The organism is Agarivorans sp. QJM3NY_29, assembly GCF_050870835.2.
Taxonomy (GTDB): Bacteria; Pseudomonadota; Gammaproteobacteria; order Enterobacterales; family Celerinatantimonadaceae; genus Agarivorans.
Window position 1 is genome coordinate 2,634,842 of the sequence record NZ_CP194036.2, and the last position, 25,013, is coordinate 2,659,854.

Here is a 25,013-nt window from a genome sequence, read left to right on the forward strand (position 1 = left end):
GAAGCGGTTTATCTTTATATAATCCATTTTGTGGTCTCGAGGTCATCTTCATGGGTTCCTCAGTCAATAACTTGCAACAAAGGCCCTCAAAATGAGTCTGTGAATCTAGAGCAATACCCGCTACTTCAAATGATGAAAGTAGCAGCATTAAAAAAGTGACTTACTGTATGCAAACTAAACACTCAATCCTGAGAGCGAGTTTGTTCACTCTGTTTTATGGTAAGGTTAGTTTTATTAAAACAGTGAAGCATCTACAAAGCGTGACGATAGACCAATGAACCAACAAACTTTTTTATTTCACGACTATGAAACTTTCGGAATTCACCCGGGCCGAGATCGACCCTGCCAATTTGCCGCAATTCGGACCGATTTGGAGCTAAATCCGATTGGCGAACCAATTGAATTATTTTGCCAACCGGCAAATGACTACATTCCTCAACCACACGCTTGCTTAGTGACTGGCATTACCCCGCAGCAGGCATTACAAAAAGGGATGATAGAGAGCGAATTCATCGACAAAATTAACCAAGAGTTTAGTCAACCAGGAACCTGTGGCGTAGGTTACAACAGCATTCGCTTTGACGATGAAGTGACCCGCTACACTTTATTTAGAAACTTTCTCGACCCCTATGAACGCGAATGGAAAAATGGTAATTCACGTTGGGATCTGATTGATATGGTTCGTGCTTGTTATGCGCTACGCCCCGATGGTATCGAGTGGCCCACTGACGCGAACGGTATCGTGAGTTTTCGACTCGAATTACTCACTGCGGCCAACGGTTTAAGCCATGCCAATGCTCATGATGCTGTTTCCGATGTGTATGCAACCATTGCTATGGCTAAACTGATCAAAGATAAACAACCTAAGTTGTTCAGCTATTTACTTAATATGCGGAATAAAAAGGTGGTTGCAGAAAAATTTGATTTATTAAATAACAAACCCTTAGTTCATATTTCCGGCATGTTTGGTGCCACACAAGGCTGCGCATCTTGGATCCTCCCTATCGCTTGGCACCCGGTTAATAAAAATGCAATGATTGTGGTGGATTTGAACCAAGACGCCAGTGTATTACTCGCGCTCAACGCTGAGCAAATTAACCAACGCCTTTATACTGCCCGTGCCAATTTAGCTGCAGATGAACTACCAATCCCGGTCAAACTGGTCCACACCAATAAGTGTCCGGTGTTAGCCCCCGCCAGTACCTTAACGCCTGAACGAGCGGAACAATTGGGTTTAAATCGATCACAATGTCGCCAAAGCCTCGATCTATTAGTTAACAATAAATTGCTAATTCAAGAAAAATTGAACCAAGTATTTTCGCTAGAGAGTGAATTCGCCGAGGATGACAATCCTGATACCAGTTTATACCGAGGATTTGTTGGCAACGCAGACAAAAATTTAATGCAAGTATTACGCGATAGTGACCCCAATCTAATTTCCAAGGAACGGTTTCAATTTGCCGATCCTCGCTTAAATCGCTTGCTATTGCGTTTTAAAGCAAGAAATTACCCCGAGTGCTTAAGCGAAGACGAACTTCAGCAATGGCAAGCTCAGCGACAAATCGTATTAAGTGAACAAATGAGTCAAATATTACCAAACTTAGAGGACTTATTAATTGAGCATCAAAATGACCCGAACAAGACTCAGATCTTAAAAAGGCTCTATGACTATATACAATTACTTTAAAATGTGAGCAAACAACTAGCTTAAGCCAAACCTTTCGCTATAATTGATTCACTAGATCACAACAATTACTGACGATTGATGGAACAAACTCAGCAATTAGAAGCATCGACAGTCAAGGCATTTGCCTTGGCGCTTAGCTTGTTGTTTGGTTGTATTACAACTTGTCAGGCCACAGAAAATAAGCAACCCATACGCCCTTCTTCATTATTGAGGCTGAGTGCAGAACAATTTGCATTGTTAGGTCATCTATTCGAACAGGCCTATCAAAAAACTGATTTTTCTCCCACCTTAACCAATAGTTACTTTGCAGAATCTGACTTATACGAACTGGTTGCAATTCCAGTGGTTCAAACGCCCTTTAACTCATTTCGTTTAGAATTATTTAGCCATATCTACGACCCTAAGTACTCAGTCTATACTCAGCTACATAAAGACTCCATCTACCATGGTTTGGGCCGTCGCCAATTAGCCTACTTAGCCGACAAATCTGAGTTTGCCGTTGGTCTAGGTTTTGTTGCCCCATTAAGTGAATATCTCTCACTAAAAACCATTATTTCTAATCACGATATTCCTGGTTATGGCGATAGTAAGTTTTCCTTAGGTTTTGAGTTTAAGTACTAAAACGCTAACAACTTGAAATACTCCAGTCTCCCATCCATAACTTGTAAAGCTCGATCCTCATTCACTAACTTTGCTCAATGCCTTACGCTCAATCGTGAAAAACCAAATCATCAATGATCAACATCTTTAGTTACCTTGGTATCTCGGTAGTTGAGTTAAGGTGAAAATAGACAGAAATGTTAAGTCAATGATCGTTGAGACAATTATAATCAAAGACTTGATACACGAATGATTGTTATCGCTCGCGAGCAATATCGAGGAACCTTATATGTCACCTAACAAGCTCCAAGATCCAGCCTTACTACAAGCCTTACAACGAGTTTTATTCACTGAACAAGTGCCTCACATGCTAAACAGTGCTCAAAGTGCGGCTTTATGCAAACAACTAAGTTGTAGTGTTCTCGAGCTTGCTGAAAGAATGCTTCCTTTAGCAGCAAGCTTCGCGGTAACACCAAAATCTCATTTTAACGTTGGCGCGATTGCTATCGATACACAACAACAGCTGTTTTTGGGCGCAAACTATGAGTTAGCTTATGGCCCATTAACGGGCAGCCTACATGGCGAACAAAGTGCTATTTTCAATGCTTTGAGCCATCAAGCCAGCTCGATAGAAAGTCTGGTAATTAATGCCGCCCCTTGCGGTTATTGCCGCCAATTCATGAATGAACTGGAAAATGCAAAAGACTTGCAGATCCGCTTTAATCAGCAAAACTACCGCCTACCGCAATTACTCCCTGAATCATTTGGCCCAGACGATCTTGGCATTACTGCTCCTTTACATCACTTAGCGCTCAGCGATGCACATAAGCCGAGTGATTTTGCCAAAGCCAGTTATGCTCCCTATAGCCACACCCAAAGCGCAATGTTCGCTTATCAAGGCGATAAATTGCTCGCTTGGAGCTGTTATATCGAAAACGTTGCTTTTAGCCCTTCTCTCTCTCCGCTTCTCACTTTATTATCTCAACTGAATTTAAATCATCTGAGCTTAGACAAAGTTGAGCGCTTTGAATTATGGGAACATAACGACAATCGGTTTAGTTTTAAGCAAGAATTACAGAATTTCGCAGAATATTCTGAAAAAACCATGACTCATCATGGTTACTCTAAAACATAGGAGCATCTAAATGTTAGGAACTGCGCTTAGCGTTTCTGGAACGAAAGTGTTATTACTTGGGGCGGGCGAACTCGGTAAAGAAGTTGCCATTGAACTACAACGTTATGGCGTTGAAATTATCGCCGTTGACCGTTATGCAAATGCCCCAGCGATGCACCTTGCTCATCGCAGTTATGTCATCGATATGTTAGATGGCGAAGCCTTAAAAGCCATCATCATCAAAGAACAACCGCAACACATTGTTCCAGAAATTGAAGCGATTGCGACTCAAACCCTCGTTGAGTTAGAGCAACAAGGTTTTGCTGTAACGCCCACCGCAAGAGCGACTCAATTAACCATGAATCGCGAAGGGATCCGCCGCTTAGCCGCAGAAACATTGCAGCTGCCAACATCTGCTTATCAATTTGCCGATAGCTTGGAGGACTGCCAACAGGCGGTCGCCAAGGTAGGATTACCTTGTGTATTAAAACCGGTAATGAGCTCTTCAGGTAAAGGCCAGTCGACACTTCGTAATAGTAATGATGTCACTGCGGCTTGGGATTACTCGCAGCAAGGCGGCCGTTCCGGTGCAGGACGAATTATCGTTGAAGGTTTTGTTGATTTTGACTACGAAATCACCTTACTCACGGTAAGTGCCATCGATGGCATTCATTTTTGCGCACCTATTGGCCATCGCCAACAAGATGGTGATTACCGCGAGTCTTGGCAGCCACAACAAATGTCTGAGCAAGCGCTGGCTAAATCTCAAGAAATAGCGCATAAGATTGTTAGCGAATTAGGCGGCTATGGTCTGTTTGGTGTTGAACTATTTATTAAAGGCGACCAGGTTTACTTTAGTGAGGTTTCCCCTCGCCCACATGATACTGGAATGGTGACTTTAATTTCTCAAGACTTATCTGAATTTGCCCTGCATGCCAAAGCCATCTTGGGCCTGCCGATCAAACAAATCCACCAATTTGGCGCCAGCGCTTCGGCGGTGATCATGGGAGAAGGCCAATCCAAAGATATTAAGTTTAGCGGATTAAGCGAAGCTTTAGACTTAGCCAATAGCCAGGTACGCTTATTTTCTAAACCCGAAATTAATGGCCAACGCCGCTTGGGCGTCGCGCTCAATCGCGCCGATAGCATCGAGCAAGCGGTTAGTCATGCCAAACAAATTGCAGCAGCGGTCAAGGTTCATTACTAACAATGACGGCGGACTCATTTTCTTTAAATGAAGAGGAGCTGGCGCTATTATTAGCGCCAACTACTCTACCCGCTAATTCAAAGCTACTCCGAGTATTGTGGTTTCAGCAGCCTCTTTTTCAAGTCAATTATCCTATCGATCATATTCAAGTCTCTCACTTAGAAGAGCTACAGCTGCAACTTCAACAAACCAACGAATTTGATGCCATTGTATTTAACTGCATCCAACTCAATAGTGCTCAGTTAAGCCTGTTAGCTAACTTGCTAGAAGAGCAATCGCAAATGTCGGTATTTTTGGTTGGCAAACTGCCAGATATGGCCTTCGATATTGCGGATTTCACCTACTGCGCTGAACAAATTGAGTTTGAAGAACAATTCACTTTCTGGTGTTACAAAATTAATCGGCAATATCAACGATGGCTCAATAATAAACGACTTTACTGGTATAGTCCGGAGCCAGACTCATCGTTCGCAGAACAACTGTCCCACTTACAATTTACCAATAATCACCGCTGGTGGCCCCAACAAGAGAATTTAAGACATCAATTACGGCAGGCCAATCTAGTATTAGTCGTGGTATATGACAATGACCCTAATTTGGTTGAGGTTATCGAAATCTTAGCTTCTGTACTACATCGCCCCGGCTTATTTTTAGTTTTTCAAAGCAACTCTCGACTACGCAGTAGCATTATTTTGCTAGCAAAACATTATGGCTTAAATCTCTACACCTGTTTCGAGCAAAGCTTATTCCAACAACAAGTGGCTTACCTGAGCCGTCAATTTTTCCGACGTTACCGCCATAAACTCAACCAGCAAGAACAAGCCGCCGAGCATCGTTGTTACCTGATTAAAAATATTGATGATCAACAATTATTTGGTTATTGGGATTGGCCTATTCTCCAGCAACCAACCGACTCCGATAGACCATCAAGCAAGCCAGCGCTATTCAATGCCAACTATTGGCCGTATTTTAAACAGCAGCTAACAAGCAATCACGCTTCCCTGAATCACCTCGCAACGCATTATCCTCAACAAATTTTAGTCTTTAGTCCAGATTTACCGATGGATCATCTTTCGAGATTAATCCGCTTAAAGCAACAGCACTTTCAACTGGCTTGGCAGCCCAACTTAATCGCTCAATTAAAGAACCAAGTAACCGTATTCGAACTGATCGACATCTTGGTATTATCCTTAGATATGTGGATCTTACTGAATATCAACAACGATAATAAAGACTTTTGGCAACAACTAAAGCTGCATTGCCAGGAACATCATATTGCGCTTGCCATTCTTGGCGTACAGCCTAATCTAATTCAATACTGGCGAGATAAAGGCTTTGATTTATTGATCCATCGAGAAGAAGATCAAATCGTTAAGCCGAAGGATAGTTGATGTTGGGAGGAATGATTCATTGTAAGGGGTGATTGCTTACCTTTGATTGATTCAAGAGTGTATAAAAATGGCAGGCATGCCAAAAAATTTAGCATGCCTCAATCACAATTATTTCAATCATTAAGCTACTGGTGTTAACCAATCGAGTAAATTAGCACGTTTTCCAGTCACGGCTTCAAAATAGGTCGATTGCAACTGCTCGGTAATTGGGCCACGTTGACCATTACCAATTTGACGGCCATCCAATTCGCGAATTGGTAATACTTCAGCCGCAGTTCCAGTAAAGAAAGCTTCGTCAGCGATATACACTTCATCGCGGGTAATTCGTTTTTCAATCACTTGATAACCATAGCTTTGCGCAATTTGAATGACGGTTTTGCGAGTAATCCCATCTAAGCAAGAGGTTAACTCCGGTGTATAGATAACACCATCACGCACCATAAAGAAGTTTTCACCACTGCCTTCTGCAACGTAACCTTCTGGATCGAGTAACAAAGCCTCTTCACAACCACAATCCAAGGCTTCTTTTAAAGCCAACATCGAATTAATATAATTACCATTGGCTTTGGCTTTCGTCATTGCAATATTCACGTGATGGCGAGTATAAGACGAGGTGCGGATCTTAATCCCCAATTCTTTAGACTCTGGTGACATATAAGCTGGCCATTCCCAGGCAGCAACGATCACGTGGGTACTTAAATTATCAGCCCGTAAGCCCATTCCTTCCGAACCATAGAAACACATTGGACGTAAGTAGGCATGCGCAAGTTTGTTTTCTCTTACCACTGCCCGCTGCGCTTCATTTATGTCTTGTTTAGAATAAGGCAGCTTCATATTTAAGATGTGCGCAGAACGGAATAGACGATCAGTATGTTCTTGCAACTTAAAGATACACGCGCCCTGATCATCGGTGGCATAAGCCCTCACGCCTTCAAACACACCTAAACCATAATGTAAGGTATGGGTTAACACGTGAACTTTCGCTTCGCGCCAAGGTACCATTTCACCATCAAACCAAATCAATCCGTCGCGGTCTGCCATCGACATATGTGCGTCTCCTAATTACTGTCTTCTTATCATCAGGCTACCATCATATTGGAGTCATTGTGCCGCTGCAACAGGTCTCACAATTCTAGACCATAAGGTCGGCCATAAGCAGTGATTAAATTCAAAACTAAGTTTGCGATAGTTGATTGATGAGACTTGATGGACGGACTCGAAAAACGTTTGCGACGCGGTTTAAACATGGTGCCAATCTAACTGATTATTAGTTCGTTCTTGCTGAGCTAAATCACCGTTAACTGCGTGATGTATCTAGTGATTAGAGCCACTCGTTACTGCACTTCGTGCCTAGTATCAGCAGCTTTATTCTGCGCAATAAGTTGAGCATATAATGAATCAGATTGGTATTAGATAGAACCATCACAACGATGATGAAAACGGCTTAGAAGATGAAGCCTTAGCTCAAACTTAGAGGGAGGGGGTAATTAAAACAAAAATAACTACCCGCGGGGAATTTAAGCGACTTGGTAATATTTAGGTGTCACTTCTAATTGTTTGTTGATGATCTGTTTCGCCATACGCGCACAACGACCGCATTCGGAAGCAACCCCGAGCTGTTCACGCACGTCGCTCAAACTTTCGCAGCCTTGTTCAACCGCCTGCTTAATTTGCTTATCTGTGATGCTATGACATAAACATACAAACATGAATTAATCCTCATCCCCATCAATAGCTAAATTATATTGCGAACTATTATCATTCGCAATATTTTTTTACAATTTAGCAGGAAATCAGATAATCGCCACTGTAGATCTATAATAAACCAACTAAAATTTACAGCGCAATTAAGCCATGTAGCTTGTTTAAACAGGGTTATCGACATCGATAAAACGAACATCTAACTGATGCTGCTCGGCGAGCCATTCTCCTAAGGCTTGAACCCCATAACGTTCGGTGGCATGGTGCCCAGCTGCAAAATAATCAATCTGCATCTCTCTGGCAGTGTGTACCGTATTTTCAGAGATCTCTCCGCTCACAAAGGCATCAAGTCCCTGCTCCGCTGCTAAACCTAAATACGACTGGCCACCACCCGTGCAAATACCCACTTTATGAATTTTTCGCTGATTCGAAATATGTAAGGGCTTACGCTGTAACACGGCTTCGATCTGCGCAGCAAAAGCCTCTCCGGAAATGGGTTCCGCCAACTTGCCTACCATCGCCACGCTGCGAGGATCCCAGGGTTCTAAACCCCGTGTCAATGTCATGCCCAGTCGCTTAGCCAATTGAGCGTTGTTGCCTAATTCCGGATGAACATCTAAAGGTAAGTGATAGGCATAGAGATTAATATCATGCTTGAGCAAAGCCTGCAGGCGAAGGCGCTTCATACCAGTGACAACCGCTGCTTCATTTTTCCAGAAAAAGCCATGATGCACTAAAATAGCATCAGCTTTATGAGCAATCGCCTGATCGATCAAGGCTTGGCAAGCCGTCACCCCGGTAACGATGCGCTGCACCGATTCACGCCCTTCAACCTGTAGACCATTCGGGCAATAATCTTTAAATTTAAAGCTATCGAGATGTTGATTCAGGATATTTTCTAATCGAGTATTTTTCATTCGGCTCACTCACAATGGTTTGTCTGTATTGTAAGTAGCAGCAAGCTCTAGAAACAAGTACTTAGCCTAAATATCATCACTGTAGCTCACTTAATACAGAACAAACTGATTGATCCGCTCAGCCTGCTGCATCCAAGCTGGCAAATTATTACGTTTAACCCATTGTCGATGTAAGGCACTATAAAATGGAGCTCGTAATCCTAATAGTGCGATCCATGGGAACAATAGAGTACCCACAAGTAGTAATACACTACGACGCAGCCAAATAAGCGGGAGAGAATATTGTTTACTCATAGAACGACCTCAACTGGTTAGACCAGAAAATATTAGCTGCATTTTAGTAATTAAACTACAAAAATCGTTGAAATTGACTAAAAAAAACACTTATAGTTTGATTATTTGTAAATATAATAACAAAAGAGAAACATAAATGGATTCAAATACCTTGCAAGAAGATTTGCAATGGTGCTTAAATGCACGGCCATTACTTCCCTATTCGCTACCCTATAGTGTAAATCTGGCTTGGCAGCAGCAATGGAAAAGTGCCCTATTCAACCAATTAAACAGATTACCTTCGATTAAACCTCACCCACGTTTAGGTTTATATTTTGAACAGCTATGGCGAGCCTTAATAAAACGACATCCCGATTGGCAGTTATTAGCCGATAATATCCCCGTACAAGAAAATGGAAAGACGCTGGGTGCGATTGATTTCTTACTCGTAAATCATCGGCAGCAAAAGGTTGAACATTGGGAATTAGCCCTAAAATTTTATTTGGCCGTAAAAAGTAACAGTAGTGCCTACGATTATGTTGGCCCAAACCTGCAAGATCGGCTAAGCAACAAGCTAAGTAAACTGTTACTCAAACAGATCCCTCTCGGCCGTCATCCACAAATCCAAGCACTACGACAAGTTTACTCACACTATCAATTTAAACAGCGCATCATATTGTCAGGTTATCTGTTCGAGCAAGCGCCGGAACGCAGTGAAACACTGCAGAGTCTCCATTGGTATAGTCATCAACAATGGCGAAAAAATCATCGAGGAGAAGATTGGTGTGAACTCAATAAACAGCAATGGTTAAGCCCGCCTGCTCATCAGTTAGAGCCCATTAAATCAACAAGCTGGCAAATCGATCGGCCAGTGCAACTGTATTGTCCACAACAACAGAAAAGAATTTTTGTTTGCCCTGACGAATGGTTCATCAGGGCAAAAGCGAGTTAGGAATAAGAGATAACTTAAGCTTTATTCTCGTCCAGAGAATATTCGCGCATCATCGCTTCAACCGTTTCAACCATGTTGGTACTGCCACAGAAAAAAGGAACACGTTGATGTAACTCAGTCGGCTCAATATCCATAATTCGATTAAAGCCATCACTGGCTTTACCGCCTGCTTGCTCAATAAGGAAGGCCATTGGGTTGCACTCATACAATAAGCGTAGCTTCCCGGAGGGCGCAGACGCTGTTGAAGGATAAATGTAGATCCCACCCTTAAGCAAGTTACGATGGAAATCAGACACTAAAGACCCAATGTAACGAGAGGTATAGGGGCGATTAGTATTCGGTTCAATCTCTTGACAATATTTGAGGTACTTCTTCACCCCAGTTGGAAACTTAAGGTAATTCCCTTCATTAATCGAATAGATAATCCCATCTTTAGGGATCGTCATGTTCTCGTGGGATAAATAGAATACACCTAAAGATGGATCGCAGGTAAAACCATGTACGCCATGACCCGTGGTATAGACCAACATAGTTGATGAACCATAAACCACGTAACCAGCCGCGACCTGACGATAGCCTGGTTGCAAAAAGTCTTCTAATACAACAGGGGAACTACAAGGACTGATCCGTCGATAAATAGAAAAAATAGTGCCTACTGATACATTCACATCAATATTAGAAGAACCATCTAAGGGGTCCATCAGAACAACGTATTTACTGTCGATAGAACGAGTACTATCAAAACTAACAAATTCATCTTCTTCTTCAGAAGCGACACCACATACTTCACCCCTTGCTTCCAATGCCGCTTTAAACATTTCATTGGCATAAAGATCGAGCTTTTGTTGTACTTCTCCTTGTACATTTTCTACGCCAGTTGCGCCAATAATATCGACTAAACCAGCCTTATTGATTTCGCGGTTAACCACCTTTGCGGCTAAACGAATCGCCCCAAGCAGTTGGGTCAGCTCTCCCGTAGCTTCAGGAAACTGGTGCTGCTTCTCAATTATGTATTCACCCAGAGTTATCATTTGTATCCCTATTTATTGACTCGCCCATGAAAACCTTTTCAATCTCCACAGTTATTTTGCAAGTATTTATTAAAAATTACTAGCATCATTAGTCAATTGTAATACATATAAGCGAAAAAAATATTTGCAAATGCATAAAATTAACACTACTGTATATCCATACAGTAATTGTAAGGCCGTTAAATTTGGCATCGACTGAGAGCATGGAGCGAACAATGGCACAACAAATCAATCAACTGCTACAGAACAACAAAGTTTGGCAAGGTAAGCAATGGCATCGCAGCCAGCTAACGGTGCAAGCAAGCGGCTTTGAACAGCTTGATCAACAGCTCCCAGGCCAAGGTTGGCCACAAGGCGCAATGACAGAAGTCCTCTATGAACAACAAGGTATTGGGGAACTACAACTGCTGTTACCGGCCCTGGCTAAATTAAGTAAAAAATCACAATGGATCATATGGGTGGCGCCTCCGTTCATGCCAAATGCCCCAGCACTGCAACAACACAACATTGATATAAGTAAGGTGATTGTGATCCGCCCAGAACAGTGCAGCGATATTATCTGGACCATTGAACAAGCCCTTAAAAGTGGCTGTTGCAGCGCCGTGTTAGGCTGGGTTGATCATTTAGATTTAAAAGCCAGTCGCCGCTTGCAACTAGCTGCCGAACAAGGCGACTGTCTCAGTTATTTATTTAGACCTTTGCAGCAACAACAACAAAGCTCCAGCGCTAGTGTTCGCATTGCACTACATCCCAATAGAAATACTGACCAAATCAGCTACCAGCTATTAAAACGACGCGGCGCAGCTCCGCTCTACGGGCAACATATTCCTCGTCGAGTTTAATAGCAAAGCACTCAATGTGACTAAAGCATGTATTGGATTTACCTTGATTTCCCACAACTCGCGCTGGACTTGCTACAGCGCGAACATTCGCTCTCCGAAGCCTTAGCTATTCACCATAAGCAACAACTCTCTCAGTTCAACAAGGCAGCGCATCAGCTAGGGCTCTACTTTGGCTGTTCGCTCAATACCGCCTATCAGCTGGCACCACAGCTCCATCTCTATGAACAACAAACGCAAGTTACTGATGATTTGTTTCAAAACTTAGCCCAACAAGCTTTAAGCTATGCTGCGCAAGTCGCCCTGCACCCAGATTATGGCCTATTTATTAATGGTTCTGGCATGCAGAGTATTTATCCCACCCCCCAGACTCATGCTCAACAACTAAGCATCATCTATCAACAACAAGGCTTAAGCTTTCGACTGGCCTGGGCCAACACCGCGCTCGCTGCTCGCTGGCTGGTTTGCTCAAAGCATAAACAAGCACCCTATAGAGGGGTCGAAACACTCGACGCTCTACCACTAAGCGCCTGTGATTTGCCAAAAACACAAATTGCCAGCTTACAAGCCATGGGGCTTTACACATTTAAACAGCTTTGCGCATTACCTCGCCCAGAACTGCGAAAACGTTTAGGAGAACAAAGCCTAAAAAGCTTAGATCAGGCGCGAGGTAAACAGCCATACCCGCTCGCTTTTATTCAAGCACAAGACCGTTACCAGCAAATGTTTCCACTGCTGAGTGAAATCAACACCACTCAAGCTTTAATGTTTCCTTTGAAGCAAGCTTGCCAACATTTACAACACTGGCTAAGAGAACGCCAGTATTGCTGTAATGAAATCGTCCTTGAATTATGTTTTCGTGATAAGGCCAAACAAAGGCTCCTGTTACGCAGTGCCCGTATGCTACAAAGTCGTCACGACTGGTTTGCCTTATTTCAGCTGAAACTAGAGACTCTGAGATTACCAGCGGCGTTGCTCGAGTTTAACCTCAGTAGCGAAGCGCTCTACCCTTTAAATCATTCGAGCAATGGGCTATTTGACCAAGACCAAACTCAACTCGATGATCTGTTATTTGATCAACTCAACATCCGTTTAGGTAGCCAACGGATCCATCGTTTAAGCTGTCGAGCTGATTATCGGCCTGAACTAGCCAGCCAATATCAACCCTTAGAACATACCTCTGCACTTAGTTATCCGAGTAACTTTCCTCGACCATGCTGGTTACTGCCCCAGCTTAAACCAATCAATATTGTGCATTATAAGCTGCTCTCAGCTCCAGAACGTATTGCCAGCGGATGGTGGGATGAGCACCAAATTAACCGCGATTATTATTTGGCGAAAAGTCAGCATGAGGCGCTTGCTTGGATATGCCAAGAGAATCAGCAATGGTTTTTACATGGTTGGTTTGGCTAGGCTGTTGCACTTAACTAATGATTTTTAATCAAGTACTTAGTCGCAGAAAAAGCGGCTTAATGCCGCAGCTATCACTCTCTATTCTCAATGAGGAAGAAAATGTATTTAGCCCCGCTTTCCAAATGCGCTTATCAACAGACCTCGTTTATTTTAGCGGCTTATCTATGACGCCATCACACAGACTCGGCCTCATACAAGCTGCGGTCCCATCATTACCAGAAATAGACAAGCAGTAAGATGAATACGATTCCTTTTGCCGAACTCAATGCTCAGAGTAACTTTAGTTTTTTATATGGCGCGTCCCACCCTGAGGAGTTGGTCGAACAGGCCCAGCAATATCAATATCAAGCGATTGCCATCACCGACGAATGTAGCTTAAGTGGTGTTGTACGCGCCCACCAACAAGCGACTCAACTCGGGATCAAACTGCTCATTGGTAGCCAATTTACTTGTCAGGAACAATGCCAAATCGTGTTGCTTGCCAAAGATCTACAAGGCTATCAACAGCTTTGTCGCTTGATTACAGCAGCTAGAAAAAATAGTCATAAGGGTCACTACCAACTCAACTTGAGTCAGTTTGAAAAAGACTTAGACAACTGCATACTGCTCATAAAAGCTACGCCACAACTAACGACAGCCCAGCTTCACCAGCTACAAACAGTCCGAAAACAACCGCTATATCTGCTATTGCACAATGATTTAACCGAAACCAGTCAACAGCTTAATGACTACCGCCACTTAGCAAAATCTAACCAAGTTCGCTGTGTTGCCTCCATGAATCCTCGCATGCATCTCGCCAAGCGGAAAAAGCTGGCCGATGTGCTCGATGCGATCCGCCACCATACCTGTGTACAACAGGCTGGATTTTTACTCTCCCCCAATGCCGAACGCCGCCTTTTAAGATGGCCACAACTACAGCAGCGTTACCGAGCAGAAGAACTAGCACTAAGCAGTGAATTGGCAGAACAATGTCAATTCAGTTTAAATGAGCTTCGTTACCAATACCCAAAAGACTGTGTTCCAAAGGGTTACACTGCCCAAGACTACTTACGAATACTCGTAGAACGGGGGGCAAAAAAACGTTTTGGTAAAACCTTAGCGGACGAGATCCGTCAACAGATTGACCACGAATTAGCCTTAATTAGCGAACTCAACTACGAGCATTACTTTTTAACCATTTATGACATCGTCGATTACGCACGGAAACAACAGATCCTGTGCCAAGGGCGAGGCTCAGCCGCTAATTCGGTGGTCTGTTACTGTTTATATATTACCGAAGTTCATCCCCAGCAAGCAGGTTTATTATTTGAACGCTTTATCTCCAAAGAGCGAGATGAGCCACCCGACATTGATGTTGATTTTGAGCACCAACGCCGTGAAGAAGTGATCCAATATATCTACCAAAAATATGGTCGTGACCGCGCGGCTCTTGCTGCCAGCATTGTGACCTACCGAACCCGTAGCGCCATCAATGACATCGGCAAAGCCTTAGCGATCCCTGCACATATTCTGCATAGTCTCAACCATCATATCGACTGGCGCGATAAAAGTTCCAACACCCGTGAAAAGATTATTAAATCTGGCTCACTACCCGCCGCTCACGTACATCACTTTGCCGAATTAGTGGAACAATTACGGGGCTTTCCGCGCCACCTTTCGCAACACGTCGGGGGATTTGTTATCGCGCAAGGGCAACTTTGTGACTTAGTGCCGATTGAAAATGCTGCCATGGCCGAACGCACGATTATTCAGTGGGATAAGAATGATTTAGAAGCACTACATTTAATGAAAGTAGATATTCTCGCGCTTGGCATGCTAAGCGCGATCCGCCGCTGTCTGAGGAGTTTGAGTGAACGGGAACAGCGCCGTATTAGCCTGAGCGACATTCCACAGAACGACCCTTGCACCTACGATATGTTATGTCGTGGCGACAGCATTGGGATTTTTCAAATCGAGTCGCGAGCACAAATGAGTATGTTGCCGCGTTTAAAGCCCAGAAGCTATTACGACTTAGTGATCGAAGTCGCCATCGTACGTCCCGGCCCCATCCAAGGCGATATGGTGCATCCTTACCTACGACGACGTCACGGAGAAGAAGCCGTTAGCTATCCTAGCCCAGAGGTCGAATCGGTATTAAGTCGAACCCTCGGGATCCCAATTTTCCAAGAACAAGTCATCAAATTAGCGATGGTCGCGGCCGGATTTAGTGGCGGCGAAGCCGATCAATTACGTCGCGCGATGGCCGCTTGGAAACGTAATGGTAAGCTCCGCTATTTTAAAGATAAATTAATCAACGGTATGCTTAGTCGCGGCTATCAACTCGATTTTGCCGAACGCTTATTCTCACAAATATTGGGCTTTGGTGAATATGGTTTTCCGGAGTCTCATGCCGCCAGCTTTGCTCTGTTGGTTTACATTTCTTCTTGGTTAAAGTGTCACGAACCCGCCGCCTTTTGCTGTGCATTGCTCAATAGCCAACCAATGGGATTTTATAGTCCTAGTCAACTGATACAAGATATTCAACGCCATGGGGTTAGCATCTTAGCAATCGACATTAACCACAGCGCTTGGGAGCATCACCTAGATTACCAAAGCGCAGCTAAGGGAGCGATCCGCTTAGGCTTAAAACAAATCAAAGGGTTAAATCGACATAAGATCAATCGCTTGCTACAACAGCGCCCCGCTCAAGGCTTCACTCATCTGGCGCAAATCACCGCCTGCTTAGACCAAAGTAGTTTAAACGCCTTAGCTTCAGCCGATGCTTTCGCGGGTCTTGCCGGTCATCGCCATCAAACACGTTGGAAAATGAGTGGTATCGAGCCAGATCTACCGCTATTTGCAATGCCCTCTGAGGCAAAAGTGCAACTGCCTGTCCCGAGTGAAATTGAAGGTATCACCCAAGATTATCTCACGACTAACCTGAGTTTACGCCACCATCCTCTGCAGCTGTTGCGCGAACACCAAGCCCTAAAAAATTGTTTGTCACAATTGCAATTACAAGGCTGCCAACACGGTCAATTAGTTACCGTCGTTGGTTTAGTGGTAGGACGTCAACGCCCAGGGGCAACGGCCGATGTCACCTTCGTCACCCTAGAGGATGAAACTGGTAATAGCAATGTGATAGTCTGGCCAGCAACCGCCAAAGCTCAGCGTAAAGCGCTTATTTCATCTCGCTTACTTAAAGTGACAGGGCGCTTAGAACGCTGTGATAATGTATTGCATATTATCGCCGGAAAGTTAGAGGATTGCTCATGGCTATTGGCCGATTTATCGATCCACTCCCGCGACTTTCGTTAAATGAAGGCTGAACAATAGGATATCTATGTTAGATCGCTACGCCGTAAAACTGATTAAAGCACCACTGGACTACGTCGCCAAGCATTTAGATAAGGCGGGTTTGAATGCCAACCAAATCACCCTCAGCGGATTTGTGCTCGGCTTAGCAGCCATTCCTATGTTGGCCTTTCAACACTATGATTGGGCCTTAGGCTTGATCATACTCAACCGTATATTCGATGGTTTAGACGGCGCATTGGCAAGGCGTCAAGGTTGTAGCGATTTTGGCGGCTACCTTGATATTGTCTGTGATTTTATCTTTTACTCTGGTGTCGTTTTGGGATTTGCTCTGGCCGCTCCTGAGCAAAATTCCATTGCAGCCAATGTACTCATCTGGACTTTTATGGGTACTGGCTCAAGTTTCCTCACTTTTGCCATTATGGCCGCCAAAAGAGATATAGAGAATACGGTATATCCACACAAGTCCTTATATTACTTGGGAGGACTCACCGAAGGTAGTGAAACCATCGCTTTATTCCTGATTTTTTGCATATATCCGGAGCATTTCCCCACCTTGGCCCTAGGTTTTGCAGCTCTGTGTTTCATCACCACATTAACTCGGGTCTTAGCAGCCAAGGCCACTTTTATTGATTCACCAAATCAAGGGCCAGAAACTCCAAAGGCAGGTGACTAGAAACGCCTCGGTTTATGCTTGTTTACCGTCTATTTTGTTGAATTGTCATATCCCTATAGGCTGAAACATCACAGTGAATGGGCGAAACCAAAGAACAAGAAAGATCCTGAGAATCGCTTTTATGACAGAACGCTCAGCGTAACCCAAAATAGAGAAAGGTTACGCCATTTCCTAAAGACGAGAATTGGTCTCTATCTACAATAAAGACCTGAGATAAGCACCAGGATTAAGCCACAGCACCTTTTGCCAACTGCTGTGGGCCCAAAGCTAATAAAGCAAGGTTTGCCTGTCGAGCTTGCTCTGCATCACCAGCCATAATCGATTGATAAATAGCCGTATGTTCAGGCATACAAGTATGACCATCCTGAGAAGCATATTTAAAGTAATGTACGTACATCACCTGTAAGACATTCGCGAAAGGAATAAAGAAGCAGTTTCCGGTCGCCAAATAGATTAAACGATGAAAACGCAAGTCCGCCTCGACCCATTCAGACCAATCTTGTTTTTTAGCGACCGCCGACATTTGTAAAAAAGCTTCGGTTAATGCACTACGTTGCTGGGACGTGGCATTCTTTGCAGCCAAAGCCGCAGCTTGTGGTTCAATAGCTTGGCGTAAAGCAATAAATTCATCCATTGCTTGCTGTTGCATTCCCAGGCCAGACATCCAACTCAATAACTGAGGATCGAGCATATTCCAGTGTTCTCGAGCTCTAACTCGAGTCCCAATCTTAGGTCGCGACTCCAATAAGCCTTTGGAGCTAAGATGTTTAATCGCTTCTCGCAAGGCCGTTCGACTCACCGCAAACTGTTCACACAACTCCATCTCGGATGGAATAATACTATGTTGCGCAAGTGCTCCCGATAAAATACTTTTAGCAACTTCTCTTGCCACTTGTAAGTGCAAACTCCGAGCAGCACCTTCGATCGTTGAAAATTCACTAGCCATAGGGATCCTTATACTTTCCTATGATTTAATCCAAAATAAATATGAAAACAGCTCGCTCATCTATAATGACTAAAGCGTCACTACGGTAGCATGATTTTATTTTTTCTCTATAGGTAATGATTTAATAATTTGATAATACTGTATTTTTTTCAATACACTTGTGAATCCGAATCCACAAATCGTAGTCGTAATTTTACGAAAATTGGTAACAGATCAGCTTACTTGTATGATGATTAAGTTTAATTTGACAGCCAATTTTAAAATCATCAGTACGCCCTATTTCGGCTATAACTCTCTTCACTTAATCTAAGAAAATTGCCATCGGGTGAGTGTTTAATGGGTTTGGCCATTGCTTATCCGTGAATCACAATCAGCCATTAAAGAAACTTGAAGCCAAAGCCCACCCTCAATATGCAATACAATAAGTTAATATTAATTTATGGCGGAGTTCAATCCATATTGAGGATGGCCTGTTGGTACTGCAGTGACCAATACTCTCGATAAAAACCCCGGTATAACCAGTGAGCAACTCTTTAACACCGCTCACCCAATGACAAGGTATGATAATACTCACTCTATTTTAGCCATTCGCGGCCGCAACAGCTCGACACGCTTTTGGCATCATAAAATACTCCGCTTGTTGCTGATCACTCCGGGTTTCTCCATAAGGTATCACTTGTCGACCTCGTCATAGCTGCTGGCCAAGTTCGCTACTCGGCTTATCTAAAGCGCCTTCAAGCATTTGGCGAAGCCCTTCAACTCGGTTTCAAGCATCTTCCGAGCGGTAAACACCAATAAACATAAACCTCATTGCGAAGCGCAGGCGTACATCGGCCCAAATGACATAAAAAACGAGTCATATGAATCACCACCTGATGATGTATTGAGTAAGGGGCTTTACCAAACAAAAGACGATATTACTGGTGAAAGCCACTGAGTGACTGACAACCATTATAGACAGCTGAATTAGTTACCGATTGTCGCTTGTTAAATATCGCCACACGCCGAATTCATCTAGCATAGCTTGATAGACGCGACAACTTGACCGACAAAAAAGTGGTATTACCCCCTTCATACTGGGTGTCACGGCGATTCATTGCGTTATACTTCTGCTGAAACTGAAAGCTTAGCTCAAACATTGGTTTTGCTGCTCTGTAATCAGTTCGGATGAAGCTAAACTAACAACCGATCAACACCCTCGCTACCGAAAAATAAGCAAGTATTTTTCGGTAGCGACAAATAGAAGGCACAAACACAAGCAAGGTTGCGCCTTCAAGTTTTTATCCCAATTGCTGTTTAAAAAAGTCTAGCGTGCGACTCCAGGCGAGTTCGGCCTGCAGCTCGTCATAACGGCCAGTGGAGTCATTATGAAAACCATGATTGGCCCCCTGATACATATGCATCTGGTAAGCAACCTTGTTCGCCAGCAGATCTTGTTCATAATCGGGCCAGGTAGCATTCACCCGTTTATCTAACTCAGCCAGGTGGATCAACAAGGGCGCTTTAATATTTGACCGAAGCTCTTTCGCGGATGGCGTTCCGTAAAATGGTACGCCTGCATTCAGCTGCTTGGCCATTCTTGCTGCTAGCATATTCACCACATAACCACCAAAACAAAAACCAACCGCGCCCAACTTGCCGTTACTGGCGGGATGTTCCTTCAAAAAAACGGCGGCGGCCAAAAAGTCTTGTTCAATTTTACCTTTATCAAGGGACTTTTGCATACTACGCCCTTGATCATCATTCCCCGGATAGCCGCCTAATGTATGCAATGCATCGGGTGCAAATGCAATATAGCCAGCCTTGGCTAAGCGCCGCGCAACGTCTTTAATATAAGGATTTAAGCCCCGGTTTTCATGGATCACTAAGATCACCGGCAGCGGTTTGTCGGCATTCTTCGGTGTGACCAGATAACCTCGCCCTTCACCATGTCCCATTGGTGAATCAAACAAGACATACTCGGCTTTAATCTCGGGATCATTAAACGACACCTGCTCAGCCAAGGCATAATTAGGAAGTAGAGCCGAAGACAACATCGCCATAGAAAAACCCAAAGCGGTCAGCTTTGCCAAACGCGCCAGAAAGGTTCGCCGGTCAATCAAGCCATGTGCATATTCGTCATACCAGTCAAAAGCCTCTTGGGGAATCGCGTAAGACTGAGCATCGATACTTGCTGCTGTGCTAGAAAACTGATTAGATTGAGCCACTATCATACCCTCACGTAAAAATAAATTTGCATCCAATGCGACGGCTCACACAGTTGCTTCTGAGCTGCGGCATCTCCATTTACCAACAATCGTTACTCTGGTTCAGCATCAATCGATTGCCCAAACGGCAATCATTAATAAACGCCAAGCATGTTGCTTGTCCTTCACCCAAAACAGAGTGGCTTGAAGTACTCCCATACCACAACGATCAGCTTCACAACAAATCAGACAACACATTGGCTACAAATTACCAACCAAATATCAACATAAATGATCTAAGCAATAAGCGCAAACTATCACGAGAGATCCCTCAACCATCAAATCAAATGGTTTGCGATAAACAATACCGTACGCGCTTAGCTAAGTGCGCTAAACTTTGCGAACCAACCGCTAATAAAGGAAATCAAGTCAATATGCTGGAGCGATTCAAACTGGTAATTAGCTTGAGTGTTATGGTCAATGTTTCCGTGATGGCAGCCAGTCACCCTTGGGAGCAGATCAATAGCCCCTCACATGGGAGCCCTAATGCCATAGGCGCCTATAACCAAGGTTGTCTAGCCGGAGGCCAGCCCTTAGCGCTCACCGGTGAAGGCTATCGGGTGGTTTACCCCGAACGTCGACGCAATTATGGTCATCCAAGCTTACTCGGATTTATTCAAGACTATGCCAAAACGCTAAAAGCTAAGGGCCTGCAGAATATTCTCATTGCCGATATGTCAATGCCGCGAGGCGGACCATTTAGTCATGGTCATCGTAGTCATCAAATCGGCTTAGATGTGGATATTTGGTTTAAAACCACCACGGACAAACTCACGCCATCCCAACAGACAAACCTTAGGCCTATCAACTTAGTTGACTCAAAAAACTTCCGACTTGAATCTGCTTGGTCAAGTACGCATCAGCAAATGCTAAAAATTGCCGCGCAAGACCCGCGAGTCGCGAGGATCTTCGTTAATCCGGTCATCAAACAGCAGCTCTGCACTCACACTCAAGCCAAACAACGCTGGTTGGCTAAAATTCGACCTTGGTGGGGGCATACCAAACATATGCACATCAGGCTTCACTGCCCTATCGATCAACCACTGTGCCAAGAACAAACGGCCTTAGCTGAAGGCAATGGCTGTCAAGATCTGGTTTGGTGGAAACAACAACTGACGCAACCAGCAACTCTGCGTAACACTCCCCCAGCAAAGCCCAAACCTAAAGTAGACTTACCAGCCCCATGCGCTCAATTACTTGCTCGACCCGAAACCAAAGCATAGGCCCAATCATCGCGACCGCGCAGCTCCGCCAGTGCAACAGCTTTTTGTATATCGTAGGCAACCTGATATTGCGCCACTGTCCAACCTTGCGCCGTCAACTCTACAATGGCATAACGTGCATGCGGGCTAAAATTTTCCATCACATGTGAATTGGGCCAATCATCTCGATAAGCTTGTAAGCCGACACTGCCGGGGTTCACCAGCAATTGCTGCTCCCCTATGTTCACCACCCTTGGCGTATGGCTATGACCGCATAAAATTAACGGTGATGTTTGCCCTTCGAGTAAAGCTAATATTTCATGCTCTGAACGTAGCTGGGCAAAGCCTTGACTCACGTCATCTACGAGGTAGATCAAGTCATCCCCAGGGCTTGCATGACACAAATAAACCTGCTCGTTCAATTGCAGATCAAAAGGAAGCTGCTGCATCCACTGGAGTGGCTCAGGCCCTAAGTCGTCTAAAATAAACTGCATCGTTGGGTTCGTCGCGCAATCAGCAGCACTTGCTTGATAAATCTGGCGATCTTGATTTCCACAAATCGTCACAAAATCAAGTTCCCTCAGGCGCTCGTAAGTCGCCCGAGGCGCAATCGGTCCATATAAAATATCACCTAGATTGACCACCACATCAACCCCTCGGCTCTCAATATCTGCCACCACCGCCTCAAGTGCGTACAGATTGCTGTGGATATCTGACAATACCGCAATTCGCATCAACTCATCCTCTTTAAAATTCAACTTGGTCGCTTCAATAACTCGAGTCAAACAATACCCGTCCGTGTCTTAAACCTAATGGACGAACTGGGATTGCCGGTAAGTTTTTACCGCAAGCCTATGAAGTAACAGATTTATATCAGAAATTCACTAGAGTTAACCAGCAAAGTATTGTCATTGCGATAAACCTGAAGCTTGTACGAGCAATGGATTAATGATTAGTATCATCAAACAAACCCAAAAAAGAGAAGCTAAGCATTTGTCAACAGAGTCTATTTTGGGCTTAAGCGCCTTAGTTACATCATTGATTGCCGCCATATTTGGCTTTGGTGGTGGCATGTTATTGATTGCCGTACTGCCTTTATACCTAAGTCCAAGTACCATCATTCCCATTCATGGGGTCACACAACTCGCCAGCAATATCTCGCGAAGTTTGTTTTCGCTCAAGCACGTACAGTGGCCGCTCATCGTCCCGTTTTTAATTGGCTCAATCCTCGGCGTTGGTTTATTTGGCTTGCTACTAAGCCATCTACCCAGCAAATATATTCCTGCGCTTATAGGCTCCTACATTGTGTTGAACTTATGGAGCAGCAAGTTTTCTCGCCTCATCAATCGATATGAGAGTTATTACCTGATTGGTGTCCTGCAAACCGGATTGGGTTTAGTCGTGGGTGCAACTGGCCCTATCGGTACCAGCGTGTTAGCCAAAAAGCTGAGCGACCATAACCAACTGATTGCTACCAGTTCAATGTTTATGACGATTAGTCATTTACTTAAAATATTGGTATTTGGCTTTATCGGCTTTAGCTACACTGAGCATCTTAACTTACTGATAAGCATGGTGCTTGGTTCGGTACTCGGCTCTTATTTAGGGACCAAAATGCGCAGGCTGGTCGGAAATCAGCGACTCATATGGCTAATTAAAGCATTGTTAACTGGACTCGCCCTAAAAATGATATTCAGCGTGATATTGACTTAGAACTAGAATGCTTTCACCCTCTCTATGGTGAGGCTGATATCACTTGTATAAAACTTACTCATATCGTCGAACTAAAAAGACCGGAGAAATTCAATTTTCGGCTTAATACAACACACATAAACGCAACTATACGGATATTCCTATTTATGAAACTCGTCACATTCATTACAGCTGTTAGCCTTTTGTTCAGCGCAGCATCCCAAGCAGACCGTTTACAAGACATTCAAAAACAAGGCTACATCACCGTCGGTACCACTGGTGATTACAAGCCTTTCTCTTTTTACGATGGCGCAACGTTCAAAGGTTACGACATCGACGTCGCAAAACACTTGGCCCATGAAATGGGCGTAGAAGTTAAATTTGTTCAAACCACCTGGAAAAACCTACTGTTGGGCTTAGATGAAAACCAGTATGACATCGCTATGGGCGGCATTACACGTCGTATCTCTCGTCAAATGGCCGCAGAACAAAGTCAAGGTTACATGACTTTTGGCAAGTGCTTCTTAGTCGCTCAGGGACGCGGTTCTCTATTTGATACCTTAGAAGAAGTAAACCGTCCAGAAGTTAAAGTTGGGATAAATATTGGCGGAACCAACGAAAAATTTGCCGAAAAATACCTGAGTAAAGCCACTTTGGTACGCTTTGATAACAACCTAGATGTCCCCAAAGCTCTAGAAGCGGGGAAAATCGACGTGATGGTAACCGAAACACCGGAAGCTCTTTATTATCAAGTGATTAATAAAAAACTAGAAGCGGTGCGCGAAGACAATCCATTCACCAAAAGTCAATTTGGTTACCTGATCCCAGATGGTGAACAACGCCTGCTGAACACTGTTAACTTCATCATGGATGAGATGAAACTAAAAGGTATCGACCAGGATTTAATGAAGAAAAACTCATTAAAATAAGTGCTGATTAAAATTCAAAATCACTGCTTCATTAAGCATCGATGAAGCGGTGAGCCTTGTCATCCAGACGTTCACCTAAGTCGTTGATGTAAGCTAAGAGCACAAACATTATTCGAGCGGAGCTGGATCAATCATGACACGGCTTTTTATACACTAAGCGAGAAATTCAGATCTAATATTTTCAAGAACGGATTACGGCGTAATCCCTTATTAAATAGGCAATATAAATCATATGAATGTTTTTGTAGTTGGGAATGGAAAACTAGCAAACGAGCTACTCAGTCAATTGCAGTTTAACCAAGTGAAGGCTTGGCACGAAAGAGCGAACAACAACCCGGCGATTATTGTACATGCGGGTTCAGGCAGAGAACTCGAAGAAATCATGACCTATTGCCGAAATACAAATTCGGTGTTGGTTGAGCTTTCAACAGGATCGCAGATAGAGGAGATAGCTATCGACTTTAGCGCAGTAGTCTGTCCGAATATCAATATATTGATGCTCAAATTCATGCATATGATTTCAAACCACGGACAACAATTCCAACAATATAACATCCAACTAAGTGAATCGCATCAGTCAGAAAAAACCTCGGTGCCGGGCACTGCAGTTTATTTAGCGAATGCATTCGACCTGCCTGTTGAGGACATTCACTCCATCAGAAATCCAGAACAGCAGCAACACTTATGCGGAGTTCCTTCGGAACATCTATCCAGACACGCAGTCCATCAAATAACGATTCAAGATAGTTCATGCAGCATCTCCTTGGAATCGCGGGTGTACGGAGATTCTCCCTATGCATCGGGGGTTTTAAAAGTCATACACGCTATTGAGAACCACCAATTGGAGCAGCGCCTATATACCATTCATGAACTGATCGAAAAAGAATGGCTGTAAATAACGAG

At 43.9% G+C, this 25,013-nt stretch carries 22 protein-coding genes; 14 read left to right on the top strand and 8 right to left on the bottom strand.

Annotated features, from left to right (window positions below):
- Nucleotides 1–274 precede the first annotated feature (274 nt).
- From sbcB to ACRRS0_RS12060, 5 genes are all read left to right on the top strand, one after another.
- The gene (sbcB, locus tag ACRRS0_RS12040) at nucleotides 275–1,687 is read left to right on the top strand and encodes an exodeoxyribonuclease I (RefSeq protein WP_432452962.1); all 1,413 of its coding nucleotides are present in this window, start codon (nucleotides 275–277) and stop codon (nucleotides 1,685–1,687) included.
- 78 nt (nucleotides 1,688–1,765) lie between these two features.
- Nucleotides 1,766–2,308 carry a hypothetical protein gene (locus ACRRS0_RS12045; protein WP_432452961.1) on the top strand — a complete coding sequence of 181 codons (543 nt, stop codon included), beginning with the start codon at nucleotides 1,766–1,768 and terminating at the stop codon, nucleotides 2,306–2,308.
- Nucleotides 2,309–2,576: 268 nt separating this feature from the next.
- Nucleotides 2,577–3,422 carry a cytidine deaminase gene (gene cdd, locus ACRRS0_RS12050; protein WP_432452960.1) on the top strand — a complete coding sequence of 282 codons (846 nt, stop codon included), beginning with the start codon at nucleotides 2,577–2,579 and terminating at the stop codon, nucleotides 3,420–3,422.
- Nucleotides 3,423–3,432: 10 nt separating this feature from the next.
- Complete coding sequence (gene purT / locus ACRRS0_RS12055; RefSeq protein ID WP_432452959.1) at nucleotides 3,433–4,608, top strand: formate-dependent phosphoribosylglycinamide formyltransferase; 1,176 nt, start codon at nucleotides 3,433–3,435, stop codon at nucleotides 4,606–4,608.
- A 2-nt stretch (nucleotides 4,609–4,610) separates the two neighbouring features.
- Nucleotides 4,611–5,999 carry a hypothetical protein gene (locus tag ACRRS0_RS12060; protein WP_432452958.1) on the top strand — a complete coding sequence of 463 codons (1,389 nt, stop codon included), beginning with the start codon at nucleotides 4,611–4,613 and terminating at the stop codon, nucleotides 5,997–5,999.
- A gap of 120 nt (nucleotides 6,000–6,119) precedes the next feature.
- Here ACRRS0_RS12060 and ACRRS0_RS12065 read toward each other — a convergent pair whose 3' ends face one another.
- The 4 genes from ACRRS0_RS12065 to ACRRS0_RS12080 all read right to left on the bottom strand — a co-directional run bounded on the left by ACRRS0_RS12065 (nucleotide 6,120) and on the right by ACRRS0_RS12080 (nucleotide 8,911).
- Nucleotides 6,120–7,046 carry a branched-chain amino acid transaminase gene (locus tag ACRRS0_RS12065; protein WP_432452957.1) on the bottom strand — a complete coding sequence of 309 codons (927 nt, stop codon included), beginning with the start codon at nucleotides 7,044–7,046 and terminating at the stop codon, nucleotides 6,120–6,122.
- 470 nt (nucleotides 7,047–7,516) lie between these two features.
- Complete coding sequence (locus ACRRS0_RS12070; protein WP_432452956.1) at nucleotides 7,517–7,708, bottom strand: bacterioferritin-associated ferredoxin; 192 nt, start codon at nucleotides 7,706–7,708, stop codon at nucleotides 7,517–7,519.
- A 156-nt stretch (nucleotides 7,709–7,864) separates the two neighbouring features.
- Nucleotides 7,865–8,617: a Nif3-like dinuclear metal center hexameric protein gene (locus ACRRS0_RS12075; RefSeq protein WP_432452955.1), complete on the bottom strand. Its 753-nt coding sequence runs from the start codon at nucleotides 8,615–8,617 to the stop codon at nucleotides 7,865–7,867.
- A 90-nt stretch (nucleotides 8,618–8,707) separates the two neighbouring features.
- The gene (locus ACRRS0_RS12080) at nucleotides 8,708–8,911 is read right to left on the bottom strand and encodes a DUF2517 family protein (protein ID WP_432452953.1); all 204 of its coding nucleotides are present in this window, start codon (nucleotides 8,909–8,911) and stop codon (nucleotides 8,708–8,710) included.
- A gap of 136 nt (nucleotides 8,912–9,047) precedes the next feature.
- Here ACRRS0_RS12080 and ACRRS0_RS12085 point away from each other — a divergent pair, with 136 nt between their 5' ends.
- On the top strand, nucleotides 9,048–9,842 hold the full coding sequence (locus tag ACRRS0_RS12085; protein WP_432452952.1) for a DUF1853 family protein: 795 nt from the start codon (nucleotides 9,048–9,050) through the stop codon (nucleotides 9,840–9,842).
- Between the two features lie 14 nt (nucleotides 9,843–9,856).
- Here ACRRS0_RS12085 and fbp read toward each other — a convergent pair whose 3' ends face one another.
- Nucleotides 9,857–10,873 (bottom strand): class 1 fructose-bisphosphatase, encoded by a 1,017-nt coding sequence (fbp, locus tag ACRRS0_RS12090; protein ID WP_432452951.1) that lies wholly within the window; start codon nucleotides 10,871–10,873, stop codon nucleotides 9,857–9,859.
- Nucleotides 10,874–11,088: 215 nt separating this feature from the next.
- Here fbp and imuA point away from each other — a divergent pair, with 215 nt between their 5' ends.
- From imuA to ACRRS0_RS12110, 4 genes are all read left to right on the top strand, one after another.
- Nucleotides 11,089–11,715, top strand: a complete 627-nt coding sequence (gene imuA / locus ACRRS0_RS12095) for a translesion DNA synthesis-associated protein ImuA (protein WP_432452950.1) — start codon at nucleotides 11,089–11,091, stop codon at nucleotides 11,713–11,715.
- A 27-nt stretch (nucleotides 11,716–11,742) separates the two neighbouring features.
- Nucleotides 11,743–13,125 (top strand): Y-family DNA polymerase, encoded by a 1,383-nt coding sequence (locus ACRRS0_RS12100; RefSeq protein ID WP_432452949.1) that lies wholly within the window; start codon nucleotides 11,743–11,745, stop codon nucleotides 13,123–13,125.
- 237 nt (nucleotides 13,126–13,362) lie between these two features.
- The gene (locus tag ACRRS0_RS12105; RefSeq protein WP_432452948.1) at nucleotides 13,363–16,422 is read left to right on the top strand and encodes an error-prone DNA polymerase; all 3,060 of its coding nucleotides are present in this window, start codon (nucleotides 13,363–13,365) and stop codon (nucleotides 16,420–16,422) included.
- A 25-nt stretch (nucleotides 16,423–16,447) separates the two neighbouring features.
- Nucleotides 16,448–17,095: a CDP-alcohol phosphatidyltransferase family protein gene (locus tag ACRRS0_RS12110; protein WP_432452947.1), complete on the top strand. Its 648-nt coding sequence runs from the start codon at nucleotides 16,448–16,450 to the stop codon at nucleotides 17,093–17,095.
- 226 nt (nucleotides 17,096–17,321) lie between these two features.
- Here the strand turns inward: ACRRS0_RS12110 and ACRRS0_RS12115 are convergent, their stop codons facing one another.
- Together ACRRS0_RS12115 and ACRRS0_RS12120 are read right to left on the bottom strand one after the other, a co-directional pair.
- Nucleotides 17,322–18,041 (bottom strand): FadR/GntR family transcriptional regulator, encoded by a 720-nt coding sequence (locus ACRRS0_RS12115; RefSeq protein WP_432452946.1) that lies wholly within the window; start codon nucleotides 18,039–18,041, stop codon nucleotides 17,322–17,324.
- Between the two features lie 1,280 nt (nucleotides 18,042–19,321).
- Nucleotides 19,322–20,248: a dienelactone hydrolase family protein gene (locus ACRRS0_RS12120; RefSeq protein ID WP_432452945.1), complete on the bottom strand. Its 927-nt coding sequence runs from the start codon at nucleotides 20,246–20,248 to the stop codon at nucleotides 19,322–19,324.
- 413 nt (nucleotides 20,249–20,661) lie between these two features.
- On the opposite strand from ACRRS0_RS12120, the gene mepA reads away from it, so the two are divergent.
- Nucleotides 20,662–21,510: a penicillin-insensitive murein endopeptidase gene (mepA, locus tag ACRRS0_RS12125; protein ID WP_432452943.1), complete on the top strand. Its 849-nt coding sequence runs from the start codon at nucleotides 20,662–20,664 to the stop codon at nucleotides 21,508–21,510.
- Here mepA and ACRRS0_RS12130 read toward each other — a convergent pair.
- Nucleotides 21,477–22,274 carry a metallophosphoesterase family protein gene (locus ACRRS0_RS12130; protein WP_432452941.1) on the bottom strand — a complete coding sequence of 266 codons (798 nt, stop codon included), beginning with the start codon at nucleotides 22,272–22,274 and terminating at the stop codon, nucleotides 21,477–21,479. The two genes, mepA and ACRRS0_RS12130, sit on opposite strands and share 34 nt — an antisense overlap.
- Before the next feature lie 163 nt (nucleotides 22,275–22,437).
- Here ACRRS0_RS12130 and ACRRS0_RS12135 point away from each other — a divergent pair, with 163 nt between their 5' ends.
- The 3 genes from ACRRS0_RS12135 (at nucleotide 22,438) to ACRRS0_RS12145 (ending at nucleotide 25,005) form a co-directional block, all read left to right on the top strand.
- Nucleotides 22,438–23,202 (top strand): sulfite exporter TauE/SafE family protein, encoded by a 765-nt coding sequence (locus tag ACRRS0_RS12135; RefSeq protein WP_432452940.1) that lies wholly within the window; start codon nucleotides 22,438–22,440, stop codon nucleotides 23,200–23,202.
- 146 nt (nucleotides 23,203–23,348) lie between these two features.
- Nucleotides 23,349–24,110 (top strand): transporter substrate-binding domain-containing protein, encoded by a 762-nt coding sequence (locus tag ACRRS0_RS12140; protein WP_432452938.1) that lies wholly within the window; start codon nucleotides 23,349–23,351, stop codon nucleotides 24,108–24,110.
- A gap of 232 nt (nucleotides 24,111–24,342) precedes the next feature.
- Entirely contained in the window at nucleotides 24,343–25,005 is a 663-nt protein-coding gene (locus ACRRS0_RS12145; protein WP_432452937.1) for a dihydrodipicolinate reductase C-terminal domain-containing protein, read from the top strand.
- Nucleotides 25,006–25,013: the final 8 nt, after the last annotated feature.